The following is a 16,175-nucleotide window of genomic DNA, read 5'->3' on the forward strand; positions in this document are numbered from 1 at the left end:
TTCGGCTATAACGGGATCAGGGCAATGAATGTTCAGAAAAAAAAGGCTTTTTTCTGCTACGCTGCCACCCGACTCTGATGATAATAAATGGGGATTACAATGCGGATTAACGTTTTGCTGGGGCTCTCTGTCGCAGCGGTACTTCTGGCCGGCTGTAGCAGTTCGAACAACACGCTCAGCACAGCGGGCGAAAAAGTGACTTTCACCGATCAACAGCCCGCCGGTGAGTGTCAGCTGCTGGGGAACCTGACCGGTTCTCAGAGCAACTGGTTAAGCGGTGCCGGCGGTGAAGGCAGCTCGCTGCGCGGCGCGGCCAATGACCTGCGCAACCGTGCGGCTGAGATGGGTGGCAACGTGATTTACGGTGCAACCAGCCCGACGCAAAATTTCTGGTCCAGCTTTGCTCCCCTGGACAGCAAGATGAGCGGCCAGGTCTACAAGTGTCCTTGATCGCTTAAAGCGGCGGGCGAAGCGTTACCGGCGCTTCAGCACCGGATCTCCTCGCCCGCCGCGAAGAGAACGTAGAGCAGGGAAGGCGAGTTAATCTTCCCCTGCCGAACGCCCGCTAGCTCTGGCGCAGCTGCAAATCGAGCGGCGTTTTGCTCGGTTCACCGCCAATCTCCCTCGCCAGCTTCGGCACCATATAGCCCGACACTCTCGTCAGAAGCTCCCGCATAATGCGCCGGGCCTCCTCATCAGACACAAAGAAATGCGCTGCGCCCTGCACTTTATCCAGCACGTGCAGATAATAGGGCAGGATGCCGGCATCAAACAGGGCGTTACTGAGCGCGGCAAGGGTCGCTGCATCGTCATTGATATGCCGCAGCAGCACGCTTTGATTTAACAGCGTCACGCCCGCGCGCTTCAGCTGCTGCATCGCCTCGCGCAGCTCTTCGTCAATCTCCTGAGCATGGTTGATATGGGTCACCATAAGCGTCTGCAGACGTGATTCCGCCAGGCGGCGGCAGAGCGCAGGCGTGATGCGGCTTGGGATCACCACCGGCAACCGGCTGTGGATCCTCAGCCGTTTCAGATGGGGGATTTCTTCCAGCTGGCCGATCAGCCAGTCCAGTTCTCCATCTTTCGCCATCAGCGGATCGCCACCGGAGAAAATAATCTCATCCAGTTCTGGCTGCTCTCGGATATACTCCAGGGCCTGCTGCCAGTTGCGCTTGTTGCCCTGGTTCTCAGAATAAGGGAAATGGCGGCGGAAACAGTAGCGGCAGTTGACCGCGCAGCCGCCTTTCACCAACAGCAGCGCACGGTTACGATATTTATGTAACAGACCCGGCACCACGCTGGTCTGCTCATCGAGCGGATCGGTACTGTAACCCGGCGCATCAATAAACTCCTGGCTGGCAGTGATCGTTTGCAGCAGGAGAGGATCTTGCGGATCGCCCTTGCGCATCCTGGCGGCAAAGGCCCGGGGGACGCGTAAGGCAAAAAGGCGACGGGCGTCACGGCCTGCCGTCAGCGCCGGATGCGAATCAAGGCCTAAAAGCCGCAATAATTCGTCTGGATCGGTGATTACATCTGCAAGTTGATGCAACCATTCTTCTCGTGAAGGGTTATTTAGGGTTACAATGTGTGCCATTTTTTTGGCTAAGTACCAGTGTTAAATTGTAGAGGGCCTTTATGGCGACTTATTCTAGCAACGATTTCCGTCCCGGTCTTAAAATCATGTTCGAAGGCGAACCTTACGCTGTCGAATCCAGCGAGTTCGTTAAACCCGGTAAAGGTCAGGCTTTTGCCCGCGTGAAAATGCGCCGCCTGCTGACCGGCACCCGTGTGGAAAAAACCTTTAAATCTACCGACTCCGCTGAAGGCGCTGACGTAGTAGATACCAACCTGAACTACCTGTACAACGACGGTGAGTTCTACCACTTTATGCACCCGGAAACTTTCGAACAACATCCTGTTGAAGAGAAAACCGTGGGCGATGCTGCCAAGTGGCTGCTGGATAACGCAGAATGTATCGTAACGCTGTGGAACGGCAAGCCTATCCAGGTTCTGCCGCCAAACTTCGTTGAGCTGGAAATTGTTGATACTGACCCAGGCCTGAAAGGCGATACCGCGGGTACGGGCGGTAAGCCTGCAACGCTGACTACCGGCGCCGTTGTAAAAGTGCCGCTGTTTGTTCAGATTGGCGAAGTGATCAAAGTTGACACCCGCTCTGGCGAATACGTTTCACGCGTAAAATAAATTTGCGTGCTGTGGGCCTGAACCTCAGGCCCCGTTTTTATCCGTGGATGTCGTCCGGGCGCTCCTGAATAAACGCTCTGCGGCTTCGCTGAGGATGACAATAGCCTGACGGCCCCTCCTGCTTTCTCAGTCCCTTTATACCTGCCCTCTATTCCTGTCAGAAATTTCTGTTTCCTTCTTCGTAGCTGAAGCATTCGGCTGAATTACGGCTATGCTTAAAGCGTGGTTTCGACTTCTACTTAAAAGGAAATTGTTATGTTAAAGAAAAGTATTGCTACAATTTTTTCCGTTCTGGTGCTTTCTTCTCTGCTCTCCGCCTGTAACACCACGCAGGGCGTAGGTGAAGATGTGGAAGCGGGCGGCGAAGCCATTCAGCGCAGCGCACAGTAATCCGCGTGCCGGTGCACAATGGGCACCGGCTCCCTTAGCCCTGTTTTACCCAGATCAGCTTCGACACGTCAAAACCTGCCTGACTAGCCTTCGTCAATAGCGACGCTTTTACGTCATCCGCAATCTCCGGCGTTCGCGCTAAAATCCATAAATAGTCCCGGTTCGGGCCGCATACCAGCGCATGCTGATAGGCATCATCGAGCGCAATAACGTTATAGCCGCCATAGAAGGGGCCAAAGAAGGAAACTTTAAGCGCCGCCCGATCGGCCGGTCCGGTGAAATACGCTTTACCCACGCTTTCCTGCCAGCGCTGCTTTTTCTCATTAAAGCCCCGGTTAACCACTTTCAGGCCGCCGTCTTCGCGCTTGCTGTAGGTCGCGGTTACCTGAGTAAGGCCGCGCTCAAAACGATGATCCAGCCTGGCAATTTCATACCAGCTACCCAGATAGCGTTCTGCGTTAAAACCGGCCACTGGCGTAACGCCTTTGGGCGGCGTGGTGCTACAGGCAACCGAAAGCAGCGCTGCGCCGCCTGCTGCCACCATTTTCCAGAGAGACATAAGCTATTCCTTTAAGTATGAATGGCTTAAGTATAGGGTATTTTCAGCGGGCAACCAGCGCTCAGCGGCTTAATTCACAGCGCCAGCAGACCCGTTGCCGTCACCACGCTGAGGATGGCGGCAAGGCCGTAAAAGACCCATTTGCCGGCTGGCACCGCGATCTTCAGATCGTGCATGCCGTGATGAAGTCGGTGCAAGCCGCACCATAACGGCATCACAACAGCCAGAAACAGAAAGCCTTTACCGGGCAGCGACTGGGCCAGGCCTAAAATTCGCTCATAGCTGTAGGTTGGATCTGACGCGCCGCTCAGCGGCAAAAGTAACCCGACCAGCAGCACCAGCGCTGGTGAAACTAGCGCCGCCCACATGCCGCCCGCACCAAATAATCCCCAGAACAGAGGTTCGTCAGAACGCACCGGTTGCGATTTCATCTTCGTCTCCTTATGACCATACCAGCCAGAACAGTAAGCCTGCGCTCACTAACAGCATCACCGCCCATAACCCTTTAATAACCGGACCGGGCGGCAGCTTTTTATCGCCCAGGATGATGATGGACGCTTTCGGCGCCAGCTCAAACCAGGTCTTACTGTGCAGGAGGGCAGCAGCCAGCGTCACCACGTTTAACAGCAGCACGACAGGGTGCTGGAGGAAGGCAACAAACGCGACCCAGCTTTCAGGGCCGTGCCGGAGGGAGAAGAGGCCGGCAATCAGCTCAATGCTGAACCAGATCGCGGGCAGCGCCGTTGCCTCGCGCAGCATATAAAACCGGTAAAAGGCGGACCTGCGCCACCAGCTGGCATCCATTGGCCGGGAATAGGGCTTACGTTTTGTCATCATCAGCCACTCCTTATTGCGGTCTGAGCCGGGTAATCATAAAGTCTTTCGCACTCTCCACCTTGCTCTGCTGGATGGCGGCGGCGGGATCGACCTGTTTCGGGCAGACTTCAGAACAGTAACCTACAAAGGTGCAGGGCCAGACGCCATTTTCGCCGTTTAGCTGCGGCATCCTTTCCGCCTTACCCCGATCGCGGCTGTCCAGATTGTAGCGGTGCGCGAGGGTGATAACCGCCGGTCCGAGAAAGGCTGGATTGAGACCAAACTGCGGGCAGGCGGCGTAGCACAAGCCACAGTTAATACAGCCTGCGTACTGGTGATACTTCGCCATCTGGCCCGGCGTCTGGATGCCCGGGCCCGCTTGCGGATCGGACTTATTGCCGATAATCCAGGGCCTGATTGCGGCAAGGCTTTCGATGAAGTGACTCATATCCACAATCAGGTCGCGCTCAACCGGAAAATGCGCCAGCGGCTCTACGGAAAGCCCTTCAGGGTAGTCACGCAGGAACGTTTTACAGGCCAGTTTTGGAACGCCATCCACCATCATGCCGCAGGAGCCGCAGATTGCCATACGGCAGGACCAGCGGTATGAAAGGTCATACGCCAGGTTATCTTTGATATAGCCCAGCGCGTCGAGCAGGGAGGTCTGCTCATCCCAGGGCACCTCAAAAATCTCCCGGCGCGGTACTTTGTCTGCTTCAGGGTTATAGCGCTGGATAGCAATTTTACAGCGCATGTTGTCACTCATTGATCTTCTCCTTTCGCTCAGACTCCTCACCGTAAACGCGCTTCGCAGGCGGAAGATGGGTGATGGTTACCGCATCCCAGGCGATATCGGGCGCGCTCCCGGCACGGTAAAAAGCCAGTGAATGCCGGAGGAAACCGGCGTCGTCTCTTTCGGTGCAGCCCGCATCAAGCCGCTGATGCGCGCCGCGGGACTCTTTGCGCTGAAAGGCGGCATGCGCCATGCACTCGGCGACGTCCAGCCCCTGGGCCAGCTCAATGCTGTAGAGCAGCTGGGTATTGAATACGCTGGAAGCGTCGGTGATACGTACCCGGGCGAAGCGGGCTTTAAGTTCGGCCAGCTTGTCGATGGTTTTCTGCATCAGCTCCGGCGTGCGGTAGATGCCGCAGCCTTCCTCCATCGCCATGCCCATTTCATCGCGCAGCCCGGACCAGGTTTCATCCCCTTGCTGAGCGACGAGCGCGTGCAGCCGTCGTTCGCAGTCGCTGGCCTGTGCATTCAGCGCGGAGGCGGAGGCTTTGCCGGCCTGAAGCGCACGTCCGGCGGCTTGCTCTCCTGCCAGCCGGCCAAATACCACCAGCTCCGCCAGGGAGTTGGAGCCGAGACGGTTTGCGCCATGCAGGCCAACAGAAGAGCATTCCCCTACCGCAAACAGGCCGCGAATGCGGGTTTCGCAGCGCGCATCGGTTTCGATCCCACCCATCGTATAGTGCGCGGTGGGCCGGACAGGAATGGGGGCGCTGACCGGATCGACACCAACGTAGGCTTTGCTCAGCTCGCAGATAAAAGGCAGTCGTTCAAGCAGCTTTTTCTCGCCAAGGTGACGCAGGTCGAGGTGGACAACATCGCCACGCGGGCTGGAAATAGTGCGGCCCTGCCGCCATTCGTGCCAGAAGGCCTGGGAAAGCTTGTCCCGGGGACCAAGCTCCATATATTTATTCTTTGGCTGACCTGCCGGTGTTTCCGGTCCCAGACCGTAGTCCTGTAGATAGCGATAGCCATCCTTATTGATCAGGATCCCGCCTTCACCACGACAGCCCTCGGTGATCAGGATCCCCGAGCCGGGCAGTCCCGTAGGGTGATACTGCACAAATTCCATATCGCGCAGCGGTACGCCGTGGCGCAAGGCCATGGCCATACCGTCCCCGGTAACGATGCCGCCGTTGGTGTTGTAGCGATAAACGCGTCCGGCGCCGCCGGTAGCCAGCACCACGGCATTCGCCTGAATCTGAATCAGCGTTCCTTCCATCATATTCATCGCCACCAGCCCGCGAGCTTCGCCCTCATCGACCAGCAAGTCCAGGACGAAATGCTCGTCGAAACGGGTGATTTGAGGATACTTCAGCGAGGTCTGAAACAGCGTATGCAGCATATGGAAGCCGGTTTTATCGGCGGCAAACCAAGTGCGCTCTATCTTCATGCCGCCGAAGCGGCGTACGTTAACTGAGCCATCTTCGCGCCGGCTCCACGGGCAGCCCCAGCTTTCCAGCTGCGCCATCTCGCGCGGGCAGTGCGCGACAAAATAGTCCACCACATCCTGCTCGCACAGCCAGTCGCCGCCGGAGACGGTATCCTGAAAGTGGAGTTCAAAACTGTCATGGGACTGGGTGACTGCGGCGGAGCCGCCTTCAGCGGCAACGGTATGGCTCCGCATCGGGTAGACTTTGGAAACCAGCGCAATAGATAAGGTGGGGTTGGCCTCGGCGGCGGCGATAGCGGCCCGCAGTCCGGCTCCGCCCGCCCCGACAATGACCAGATCGACTGTATAGCTTTGCACGGTGTTCTCCCTGTCAGCTTGTCATGATGAAAGTTGGGGATGCCCCCTCACTCTTGGCGCGAGGTAGTATAAAAGTGCCTGAGGGGGCTAAACTTGATGTGTTCAGGTATTGGGGTGAAAAATAAACAGGAAAAGCGCGATCGGGCCGCCGTTTTTTATAAACCGGAAGATTTACCGGGCAAAAGCAAAACAACAAAGCGGGCTTTATCTTCCCGCAGATTTGTGTGTCTCAGCCTGTACGGGTAGACTGCTTCACCTTCTTCCTGAGGAGTTAAAACTATGAGCGATACGGCCAGCTGGCAGCCGAGCGCCCCCATCGCCAACTTATTGAAACGCGCGGCGATTATGGCGGAAATACGACGTTTCTTTGCCGATCGTGGCGTGCTGGAAGTGGAGACCCCGGCGATGAGCCAGGCCACCGTGACCGATATCCATCTGGTGCCGTTCCAGACGCGGTTTGTCGGACCGGGCGCGGCGGAAGGGATTGACCTCTATCTGATGACCAGCCCGGAATACCATATGAAACGGCTGCTGGCGGCGGGCAGCGGGCCGATCTATCAGCTCTGCCGCAGCTTTCGTAACGAAGAGGCGGGCCGCCATCATAATCCCGAGTTCACCATGCTTGAGTGGTATCGTCCCCATTACGATATGTACCGGCTGATGAACGAAGTGGACGATCTGCTTCAGCAGGTACTGGAGTGCGCGCCGGCAGAGACGCTCTCTTACCAGCAGGCGTTTATTCGCCATCTGGAGATCGATCCGCTTTCCGCCGATAAGCCGCAGCTGCGTGAAGCGGCCGTTAAGCTGGGGGAGGGAGAAATTGCTGAACGTATCGACGATCGCGATACGCTGTTACAGCTGCTGTTTATGGTGGGCGTGGAGCCGCATATCGGCAAAGAGAAGCCGGCCTTCGTCTATCACTTCCCGGCATCGCAGGCGGCGCTGGCCGAAATCAGTACGGAAGATCACCGCGTCGCGGAACGCTTTGAGGTTTACTTCAGGGGAATTGAACTGGCAAACGGCTTCCGGGAGCTGACGGACAGCCGCGAGCAGCGTCAGCGGTTTGAGCAGGATAACCGCAAGCGTGCCGCCCGCGGCCTGCCGCAGCAGCCGATTGATACCCACCTGCTGGACGCGCTGGCGCATGGCATGCCCGACTGTTCCGGCGTGGCGCTGGGCGTGGATCGCATCGTGATGCTGGCCCTGAAAGCGGAGACGCTGAGCGAGGTCATCGCTTTTTCCGTCGATCGCTGCTGAGGGTGAGCGGGGGGTCTGGTGGCCGCCCCGCTCATTCAGTCAGAGCCCGCCCGATTTGTAGGTGCGCGCCACCGGCGCGGCAGGGTTTAGCGGCGTTTTACCGCCAACGGTTTCCATCCGGACCTGGAACGGCGGGAACGGCATTTCCAGACCATGTTCATGGTAGCCCTGCAAGATAAGCTTATGCAGTTCATGGCGTAGCGGCATACGGTGCACCATCTCCGCCGCGTGAATACGCAGCTCAAACAGCTGAATCCCCTGCTGTAAATCAACCAGGAAAGCCTCCGGCGGCGGCGTATCCAGCACGTACTGGCAGCGCTGGGCGGCCGTCAGCAGCACGTTGGTCACCTCCTCACTGTTGGCTTCTGCCGCGGCGGGAATAGTCAGGACGACGCGCGTGACCGAATCGGAAAGCGACCAGTTGATAAACTGCTCGGTGATAAAGGCCTTATTCGGCACGATGATCTCTTTGCGATCCCAGTCGGTGATGGTGGTGGCACGCGTATTAATACGGGTAATGCTGCCGGTGAGATCGCGGATGGTGACGGTATCGCCAATGCGAATCGGCTTTTCGAACAGGATAATCAAGCCGGAGACAAAGTTGGCGAAAATCTCCTGTAAACCGAAACCGAGTCCCACACCTAAAGCCGCCACCAGCCACTGAAGCTTCGACCAGTCCACGCCAAGCATGGAAAAGCCGAGCAATCCTCCCACCAGAATCAGCATATATTTCAGCAGGGTGGTAATGGCGTAGCCGGTTCCCGGCGTCAGATTAAGGTGCTGAAGCAGCGCCAGCTCCAGCAGGGCAGGCATGTTACGTACCAGCTGCGTGGTGATAATCAGCACCAGAATGGCGATCAGCACCGAACCAAGCGTAATAGGTTGCAGGCTTTCCACGCCCTGCACGGTAGTGCTGGCGTCCCACAGCCGGATATTCTCCAGAAAACCGAAAGCGGAGTGGATCTCTGACCAGAGGACAATGACCGAGAGCAGCGCGATCAGCGTCAGGATCGAGCGGACAAGACGCAGTGACTGCGCACTGATCGCGTCCAGATCGATAACCGGTTCCTCCACGTCAAGCGCATCGGAACTGGTCTGCTGGGCGGCAATCTCGTCTTCACCTTTGGCGCGCTGGGCCAGGATCTCCGCGCGGCGCGTGCGGGCGCGATCGAAAGCGATACGACGACGCTGGATCAGCATCCAGCGCCGGATAATATGGTAAATCACCAGCAGCAGGAACCAGATCGCCACCGAGGTTTCCAGCCGCGCCAGCAGCGCCTGCGCCGTGGCGAGATAGCCGATGCAGGAGGCGAACGCGGCGATCAGCGGGATGCCGATCATCATGTTCCATAAGATACTGTTAATGAGGTTCTCGCCGCTGCCTTCCTTATCCAGATAGAGTGGAATGCCGGCCCGCTTCAGGCTTACGGTGACCAGGCTGAGCGTGCCGCAAATCAGAATAAAGCAGAGCCGCCCCAGCGTGGAAGAGAACTGACGGTCGTCAAGATTATCGAAGCTAATCAGCAGCATGATCAGCGGCACGGCCAGGCCGACGCAGAGGGAGTAAAAGCGCATCGCCCGCGCCACGCGGGTTTTTGGCCAGCGGAAGTGGGCGATAAACAGGCCCTGAGGACGGGCAAAGGCGGCGCTGATCATAAATGCCCAGAGCAGGGGAACCGTTGCGGTCACGCCGTCGCCTATTGCCACCGCGATCGGCCAGGGCCAGGCATGCTGTAACCCGTAGCCAAAGGCCATCCACAAAACCGGCAGCGGCAGCGCCACCAGAATCGACCAGAAAACGGTACGCATCGTCAGGCTGAAATGGTCCTGAGTGACCTTACCCACCTTTTGGGAGGAGCGGTTGAGGAAGTCCCGATAGTGACGGCGTGAGCTAAGGCTGAAGCCGACCAGCAGCAGGGCGCCCAGAACAGGCACGACGGTTTCCTTGCTGGTGAACATCATCACCAGCGCGCCGCCCATTTGTCCCAGCGTATCCAGTGAGAGCAGACTCTTCAGGTCCCGCACCAGATCGAGGGGAAAACTCAGGCCAATGGGGCTGACATCCGCCGTCCAGAACAGATAACGGTGGGCGGCCTCCTTCACCTGATTCAGGGCATCTTCAAGCTGTCCGTTGGCCACTTTCAGCTTGGTGACTTCCAGAATCAGGTTATCGCAGCCGGCAAGCAGGGAATTGATCAGCTCGCGCTGGGTTTTAAGCTGAGCATCAAGGATACGGCGCTGGTTGTTGGTTAGCGGCGAGCCATCGTCCTGTTTTTGCTGGCGTAATAACTGCTGGCGTTCAAGCAGATCCTCATAGCGAAGGCGCTGCACCCGCAGTTGCCCCATCTCATTATCGAGCTGCTGCGGTTTCGGCATCTCCGGCAGGCGCGCTACCTGCGCCCGCAGAGCTTCGCCGAGCAAGTTTGATACGCCCAGCCACTCTGACTGCTCGCGGATAGTTCCCAGCGCCTGGCGTACCTGAATGGTCTGGTTCATCGCCGTCCGCTGCTGCGAGGCGATCAGATCCAGACGCAGCGCCTGCTGATTGAGGGCGGCAGAGAGCTCGCGGTTTACGCGAAACTGCTGGCTGATACTTTCCGGCAGATCGCCGCTGTTTTCCGCCAGCTGTTCGGTACGCTCCAGCGCCAGTTCCGCCTCTCGCTGACGCTGGCTGTTGAGATGGTTACGCAGAGCCTGAAGATAGCTGTCGAGCTGGGCAGCCTTGCGCTGATGCACCTCGCTGCGCATGCGCGCCAGCTCCTGGCGGTTGTTCGCCGAAAGCTGGGCCAGCTCCAGTTCATCGACCCGCGCTTTACGGGCGGCAGACTCAGCCTGGCGGGAGACCAGTTGTGCCTGCGCCAGCGGCGTGGTGGGCGAGGGCTGGCCCTGCAAACGACGTTCAATTTCATTCAGCGCCCGCCGGGCCTCAGACTGCTGTTGCGGAAGCTGGGAAAGCGAATCGCTGATTTCACGCGCGCGCTCCTGCTCCTGCTGTGCCTGACGGCTCTCCTCCAGTAGCTGACTGCTGACCTGCAGGATCTCCTGATCCAGTTCGGCGGCCGTCATCGTACTGCGAACGTTTTTTTCATTGTCCAGCAGCGAGGCCGCCTGCTGGCGAAGCTCGCGGCTTAATTTGGGGAAATCGTCGATAACCTGCTGGTAGGTTTTAGTGTTATCGAGCGATTTCTGCCGCTCTTCCAGCCAGTTTAGGGTGGACTGAAGGATGTCCACCCTTTCCGCCTGATTAGGGGCATTTTTGTCAGACTGGGCTTCTTCAAGCTGCTCTCTGATCTGGCCGGCATCCGGCGGGCTGGCTGACCAGGCGGGCTGGAGAAGCATCCAGCTCAACAAAATAGTAAGAATCAGGCGTAACATAGGTATCTGCTATGGGTGATGTAAAACGTCTTCCGCACTGGTTTTTTGCAGTGCGATAGCCAGCGTCTGGCCCAGACGCGTTTGGGTTTCCGGCGTCAGGCTTTCGGCCAGTTTGACCTTGCCGGAGGCAAAGAGGTTGATAACCGTTGAGCCAAGCTTAAAGCGGCCCATCTCCTGGCCTTTCAGCAGGACCACGGCACCGTCTTCCTCCGCGCCCGGCCAGCTCCAGCGTTTGATCACGCCTTCGCGAGGCGGCGTCACCGTGCCGGCCCAGACCGTTTCGATGCTGCCCACGATGGTCGCACCAACCAGAATTTGCGCCATCGGGCCAAATTCGGTGTCGAACAGACAGATAACACGCTCATTGCGGGCGAAAAGGTTAGGGATATTCTGCGCCGTCAGCGGATTAACCGAGTAGAGATCGCCAGGCACATAGATCATTTCGCGCAGAATACCGTTGCAGGGCATATGCACACGGTGATAGTCGCGAGGCGCCAGATACGTTGTCACGAACTCGCCGTCACGAAACATTTCTGTCATGGCGGTGTTGCCGGCAAGCAGCGCTTCCAGCGAGTAAGTGTGTCCCTTAGCCTGGAAAATCTGGTCGCCATCAATGTGACCCAGCTGGCTGATTGCGCCATCAGCGGGCAGTACCAGCAGGTTAGGATCGGTTTCAATCGGACGGGCTTCATCGCGCAGCGGACGGACGAAGAAATCATTGAAGGTACGATAGCTGGCGGTATCCGGCTTCTGCGCTTCAGCCATATCCACTTTGTAGAACCAGACAAAAGCGTCAATGACGGCCTTGGTGAGCCAGCCGGCGCGCTTGCCTGCGCCCCAGCCCGCCAGTTCAGTCAGGGCTTTTTTAGGTAGAACATGATTCAGGCCGAGTTTTAAACGATCCAACACGGTAGCCTCCTGGCTTGATCAGATAGCAGTTAGAGAAAAGGGGGCGGATTGTACCAGTGCCCTTACAAATAGGCTATGTTGCCCGCCCGGAAGCGCGGGCAGGCAAGTTCAGTCGCTGCTCTCAGAAAAGTTACGGCGCGTTTTGAGCTGCATATCCGACATACTGTCCAGAATGCGGTGATAACTCTCAAAGCGCGCCTTATCGATCTCGCCGTTTGCCACCGCTTCACGAATGGCGCAGCCGGGATCGGTGTCATGTTTGCAGTCACGGAACTTACAATGGCCCAGAAACTCACGGAATTCGACAAATCCCCGCGTGATTTGTTCCGGCTCAAGATGCCATAAACCGAACTCGCGCACGCCGGGGGAATCGATAACATCGCCGCCGTGAGGGAAGTGATAGAGCCTGGCGGCGGTGGTCGTGTGCTGCCCCAGCCCGGAAACGTCGGACACGTCGTTGGTCAGAATTTCTCCGTCACCCAGTTCCAGACCCAGCAGAGCGTTAAGCAGGCTGGATTTCCCCACGCCGGACTGCCCGGCAAAAATGCTGATCCGGTTGGTCAGCTCTGCCTCCAGTTCTTCCAGGCCCCGCTTGCGGTGGCTGGAAACCATCAGCACGCGGTAACCAATTTTGCGGTAAATCTCCATCTGCTTATCGACAAATGCACGGCCTTCTTCATCCAGCAGATCGGTTTTATTCAGGACTAGCAGCGGCTCAACATCCAGCGTTTCACTGGCGACCAGATAGCGGTCGATAATATTGAGCGAGAGCTCCGGCAGGATGGCTGAAACGATAACGATCTGATTAATATTGGCGGCAATGGGCTTTACGCCGTCATAAAAATCGGGGCGGGTCAGGACAGAGGTGCGCTCGTGCACGGCCTCAACAATTCCTTTGACGGTGGCGCCGCCCTCCTGACCAGGACGCCAGAGTACGCGATCGCCGGTCACCAGCGATCGGATAGTACGGCGGATATTACAGCGGTGAACCGATGCATCCGCATCTTCCACATCAGCGTGCATACCAAAGCGGCTGATTACCACGCCATCGCGCGCTTCACCGAACAGGCTGTCGTCCGGTTCCGGCTTATCCGCACGCTGCTTCAGGCGGCGCTCATGGTTGGCGCTGACGCGACGCTGCTGACCTTTCGACAGTTTGTTTTTACTCACTCTTCCTCACACGGCTTGGCAGGTTTCGCCCTGGCAGGGCAAAACGTTTATGATACACCCTTACGTTTGATGATATAAGCCACGGCGAGGAACCCCATGACTGTAAATGCCAATAATCTGATTTGGATTGATCTTGAAATGACCGGGCTGGACCCGGAGCAGGACCGTATTATTGAGATCGCCACGCTGGTCACCGATTCCGATCTGAACATTCTGGCAGAAGGCCCGGTTTTTGCCGTTCATCAGTCAGACGCGCAGCTTGCGTTAATGGATGAGTGGAATGTACGTACTCATACCGGCAGCGGTCTGGTGGATCGTGTTAAAGCGAGCAGCATTGACGATCGCGCCGCGGAACTGGCGACAATTGAGTTCTTAAAGCAGTGGGTCCCGGAGAACAGTTCGCCGATCTGCGGTAACAGCATCGGGCAGGATCGCCGCTTCCTGTTTAAATATATGCCGGAGCTGGAAGCTTATTTCCATTACCGCTATCTGGATGTCAGCACCGTTAAAGAACTTGCCCGCCGCTGGAAGCCTGAGGTACTGACCGGCTTTAAAAAGCAGGGGACGCATCAGGCGATGGACGATATCCGCGAATCCGTAGCTGAACTGAGCTGGTATCGCGAGCAGTTGTTCAAGCTGTAACACCCGCATCCGGGCGTTACTGAGGGCTGGCTTCCCGCTATGCGCTTACCCGTAAAAAAGTCTGCGGTATGGCTGCAAAACTTTGCTTTTCATTCGTCGCTAAGCAGACCGTATCTACGGGATATGAGGGAAGCTGCCCTTAGCGCCGCCATACCGGCTGAACGCTTACTGAGGTAATTGCCTAAGGAGAAGAGACAGGAAGTGCCTGAAAGGCTGTTTCCGGCGCGCCTGGTTGCGTAATAACCACTTAGCCGCGCGGGCGAAGAAAGGGCTTGCCATTCCCTCCTGATGCGTTCATAATTCCCCACGTTCCAGAATGCGGTTTTGATAAAGTTCTTTTTAAACAACCAGTTACCTTAAACAGGTGGCGAGTTTTGTTGTTATAAGTTAACGTTATCTGGCCTGCAGGCAGCATTTTAAGCGGGAATAGCTCAGTTGGTAGAGCACGACCTTGCCAAGGTCGGGGTCGCGAGTTCGAGTCTCGTTTCCCGCTCCAGAATGTCAGAACAGGTATCAGCGTTAATGCGGGAATAGCTCAGTTGGTAGAGCACGACCTTGCCAAGGTCGGGGTCGCGAGTTCGAGTCTCGTTTCCCGCTCCAAAACGCGACAGCAGGATACCAGCATCAATGCGGGAATAGCTCAGTTGGTAGAGCACGACCTTGCCAAGGTCGGGGTCGCGAGTTCGAGTCTCGTTTCCCGCTCCAGATAGTATTTGCAGGCTCTCAGCGTGCAATAAACGGAAAAAGGAACTGCGGTTCCTTTTTTTGTGCCTGAAATCCGATAATTTCAACACCCAACACCCAACACCCAACACCCAACACCCAACACCCAACACCCAACACCCAACACCCAACACCCAACACCCAACACCCAACTTTTGGCATCCCTGTGCTGTCCCGCTTCCCGAACCTCCCATTCCTGTGTGTCAGCCTGCGGCACGTATCGCAGCGAACAGCAAAACAGAGTAACCGGGCAGTGTTTCTCTGAACCCGTGCCGCATATGAACGCTCTTACGCTTTAGCCTGCGCTAAGCGGCTGCTACCTTCTGCCCCGACAATTCCACTGGCGGAGGGAGGAGAACAGATGAACGTGCCCGAAGAGATGTGGCAGCGCTTTCCTGAAGTGTGGTTTTCAGGACTGGCGATACTGGGAGCGTGCGTGGGAAGTTTTCTGAACGTTGTGATCTACCGTTTGCCGTTGGCATTATCAGCAGAGCCTGCTGCTGCTGGCATCTTCAGGCTGCTTTACCCGCCTTCACACTGCACATCATGCCATGCGCTTGTTCGCTGGTACGACAAAGTACCGCTGATAAGCTGGGGGCTGTTAAAGGGGAGATGCCGGTGTTGCGGGCGCTCTGTCAGCCGCCAGTATCCCCTGGTTGAAGCGCTTTCCCTTAGTTTGACGCTGCTGGTGGGCCTCTTTTATCCGCCTGGTCCTCATCTGGCGGGCCTGCTTATTTTCAGCTGGTTACTGCTGGCGCTGTCGGTCATTGATTTTAATACGTTGCTTTTGCCGGACAGCCTGACGCTCACGCTGCTCTGGTCGGGATTACTCTTCAATTTAAACGGCGCTTTCACCTCATTATCCGACGCGGTGATCGGGGTAATAGTGGGGTACGTAGCGTTAAGACTGCTTGGTGCGCTGGGGGAGGGGATCTTTCGTAAACCCTGTCTGGGGTATGGGGACTGTAAAATGGCGGCAGGTCTGGCCGCATGGACCGGATGGCAAAGCCTGCCAGAGCTTCTGCTGCTGGCTTCAGCGATCGGACTGGCGGGATTAACGGTGGCCTGGCTACGCGGAAAAAAAACCTTCGCCAGCCCCGTGCCTTTTGGGCCGGCGCTGGCTGTGGCGGGATGGCTAATACTGGTTACTGCGACCCCTTGATTCTCCAGCTTTTTTAGGCACCAGGCTCAATCAGCACGCGCTATCCTCTCTGATTTATTACGCCGCCTGCGCTTATTTGCAGGGCTAAAAAGAGCTTGTCATCGGAAAGTAATGGGTCCATAATGCCCCCCATTCCGAAATTCGGGATTGAGAGTTAATTAAAAATCAAAGAGTTACAACGATTTTGTCGGTTTTCTCTCCGTTTTTTAGTGCTCAGTATCTTAAGCGGGAATAGCTCAGTTGGTAGAGCACGACCTTGCCAAGGTCGGGGTCGCGAGTTCGAGTCTCGTTTCCCGCTCCAAACACACACAACCTCATTTATCCTCAGTTGAATTATCCACAGCGATAACTCTGCTGCGCATCGTCATTTCCGGTTATACAAAAAGTTCGTCAACAGAGTTATGCACAGGTTTGTATTAGTTATGCTGAT

General features: G+C 56.8%; 15 protein-coding genes and 4 tRNA genes. 10 read left to right on the forward strand and 9 right to left on the reverse strand.

The annotated features are described in order from the left end of the window. Positions 1-99 precede the first annotated feature (99 nt). Positions 100-450: a DUF4156 domain-containing protein gene (locus AAH446_RS06230; RefSeq protein WP_342905862.1), complete on the forward strand. Its 351-nt coding sequence runs from the start codon at positions 100-102 to the stop codon at positions 448-450. Between the two features lie 115 nt (positions 451-565). On the opposite strand, the gene epmB is transcribed toward AAH446_RS06230, so the two are convergent. Then, the gene (gene epmB / locus AAH446_RS06235; protein WP_342905863.1) at positions 566-1,594 is read right to left on the reverse strand and encodes an EF-P beta-lysylation protein EpmB; all 1,029 of its coding nucleotides are present in this window, start codon (positions 1,592-1,594) and stop codon (positions 566-568) included. 41 nt (positions 1,595-1,635) lie between these two features. Between epmB and efp the strand changes: the two genes are divergently transcribed. Next, on the forward strand, positions 1,636-2,202 hold the full coding sequence (efp, locus tag AAH446_RS06240) for an elongation factor P (protein WP_342905864.1): 567 nt from the start codon (positions 1,636-1,638) through the stop codon (positions 2,200-2,202). 255 nt (positions 2,203-2,457) lie between these two features. Then, positions 2,458-2,592 carry an entericidin A/B family lipoprotein gene (locus AAH446_RS06245; RefSeq protein ID WP_342905865.1) on the forward strand — a complete coding sequence of 45 codons (135 nt, stop codon included), beginning with the start codon at positions 2,458-2,460 and terminating at the stop codon, positions 2,590-2,592. A gap of 34 nt (positions 2,593-2,626) precedes the next feature. Here the strand turns inward: AAH446_RS06245 and AAH446_RS06250 are convergent, their stop codons facing one another. The 5 genes from AAH446_RS06250 to frdA all read right to left on the reverse strand — a co-directional run bounded on the left by AAH446_RS06250 (position 2,627) and on the right by frdA (position 6,507). Beyond that, on the reverse strand, positions 2,627-3,151 hold the full coding sequence (locus AAH446_RS06250; RefSeq protein ID WP_342905866.1) for a lipocalin family protein: 525 nt from the start codon (positions 3,149-3,151) through the stop codon (positions 2,627-2,629). A gap of 74 nt (positions 3,152-3,225) precedes the next feature. Further along, entirely contained in the window at positions 3,226-3,582 is a 357-nt protein-coding gene (gene frdD / locus AAH446_RS06255) for a fumarate reductase subunit FrdD (RefSeq protein ID WP_342905867.1), read from the reverse strand. A 10-nt stretch (positions 3,583-3,592) separates the two neighbouring features. Then, on the reverse strand, positions 3,593-3,988 hold the full coding sequence (gene frdC, locus AAH446_RS06260; protein ID WP_342905868.1) for a fumarate reductase subunit FrdC: 396 nt from the start codon (positions 3,986-3,988) through the stop codon (positions 3,593-3,595). Between the two features lie 10 nt (positions 3,989-3,998). Further along, entirely contained in the window at positions 3,999-4,733 is a 735-nt protein-coding gene (locus tag AAH446_RS06265) for a succinate dehydrogenase/fumarate reductase iron-sulfur subunit (protein WP_342905869.1), read from the reverse strand. Beyond that, complete coding sequence (frdA, locus tag AAH446_RS06270; RefSeq protein ID WP_342905870.1) at positions 4,726-6,507, reverse strand: fumarate reductase (quinol) flavoprotein subunit; 1,782 nt, start codon at positions 6,505-6,507, stop codon at positions 4,726-4,728. Before frdA ends, AAH446_RS06265 begins: the two co-directional genes overlap by 8 nt. A gap of 279 nt (positions 6,508-6,786) precedes the next feature. Here frdA and epmA point away from each other — a divergent pair, with 279 nt between their 5' ends. Beyond that, complete coding sequence (gene epmA / locus AAH446_RS06275; RefSeq protein ID WP_342905871.1) at positions 6,787-7,764, forward strand: elongation factor P--(R)-beta-lysine ligase; 978 nt, start codon at positions 6,787-6,789, stop codon at positions 7,762-7,764. A 39-nt stretch (positions 7,765-7,803) separates the two neighbouring features. Here epmA and mscM read toward each other — a convergent pair whose 3' ends face one another. The 3 genes from mscM to rsgA all read right to left on the reverse strand — a co-directional run bounded on the left by mscM (position 7,804) and on the right by rsgA (position 13,218). Continuing rightward, positions 7,804-11,139 carry a miniconductance mechanosensitive channel MscM gene (mscM, locus tag AAH446_RS06280; protein ID WP_342905872.1) on the reverse strand — a complete coding sequence of 1,112 codons (3,336 nt, stop codon included), beginning with the start codon at positions 11,137-11,139 and terminating at the stop codon, positions 7,804-7,806. Positions 11,140-11,148: 9 nt separating this feature from the next. Next, a complete protein-coding gene (gene asd / locus AAH446_RS06285; RefSeq protein WP_342905873.1) occupies positions 11,149-12,048 on the reverse strand; it encodes an archaetidylserine decarboxylase in 900 nt (299 codons plus the stop codon). Between the two features lie 108 nt (positions 12,049-12,156). Beyond that, a complete protein-coding gene (gene rsgA, locus AAH446_RS06290; protein ID WP_342905874.1) occupies positions 12,157-13,218 on the reverse strand; it encodes a small ribosomal subunit biogenesis GTPase RsgA in 1,062 nt (353 codons plus the stop codon). 96 nt (positions 13,219-13,314) lie between these two features. Between rsgA and orn the strand changes: the two genes are divergently transcribed. From orn to AAH446_RS06320, 6 genes are all read left to right on the forward strand, one after another. Next, a complete protein-coding gene (orn, locus tag AAH446_RS06295) occupies positions 13,315-13,860 on the forward strand; it encodes an oligoribonuclease (RefSeq protein ID WP_342905875.1) in 546 nt (181 codons plus the stop codon). A gap of 420 nt (positions 13,861-14,280) precedes the next feature. Beyond that, positions 14,281-14,356: transfer RNA gene (locus AAH446_RS06300), tRNA-Gly, on the forward strand. A gap of 28 nt (positions 14,357-14,384) precedes the next feature. After that, a tRNA-Gly gene (locus AAH446_RS06305) sits at positions 14,385-14,460 on the forward strand. 29 nt (positions 14,461-14,489) lie between these two features. Then, positions 14,490-14,565, forward strand: a tRNA-Gly gene (locus AAH446_RS06310). Between the two features lie 379 nt (positions 14,566-14,944). Further along, a complete protein-coding gene (locus tag AAH446_RS06315) occupies positions 14,945-15,745 on the forward strand; it encodes a prepilin peptidase (protein WP_342905876.1) in 801 nt (266 codons plus the stop codon). Between the two features lie 225 nt (positions 15,746-15,970). Continuing rightward, positions 15,971-16,046, forward strand: a tRNA-Gly gene (locus AAH446_RS06320). Positions 16,047-16,175: the final 129 nt, after the last annotated feature.

Origin of the sequence: Erwinia psychrophila (assembly GCF_039023475.1) — a bacterium.
Classification (GTDB): Bacteria; Pseudomonadota; Gammaproteobacteria; order Enterobacterales; family Enterobacteriaceae; genus Erwinia.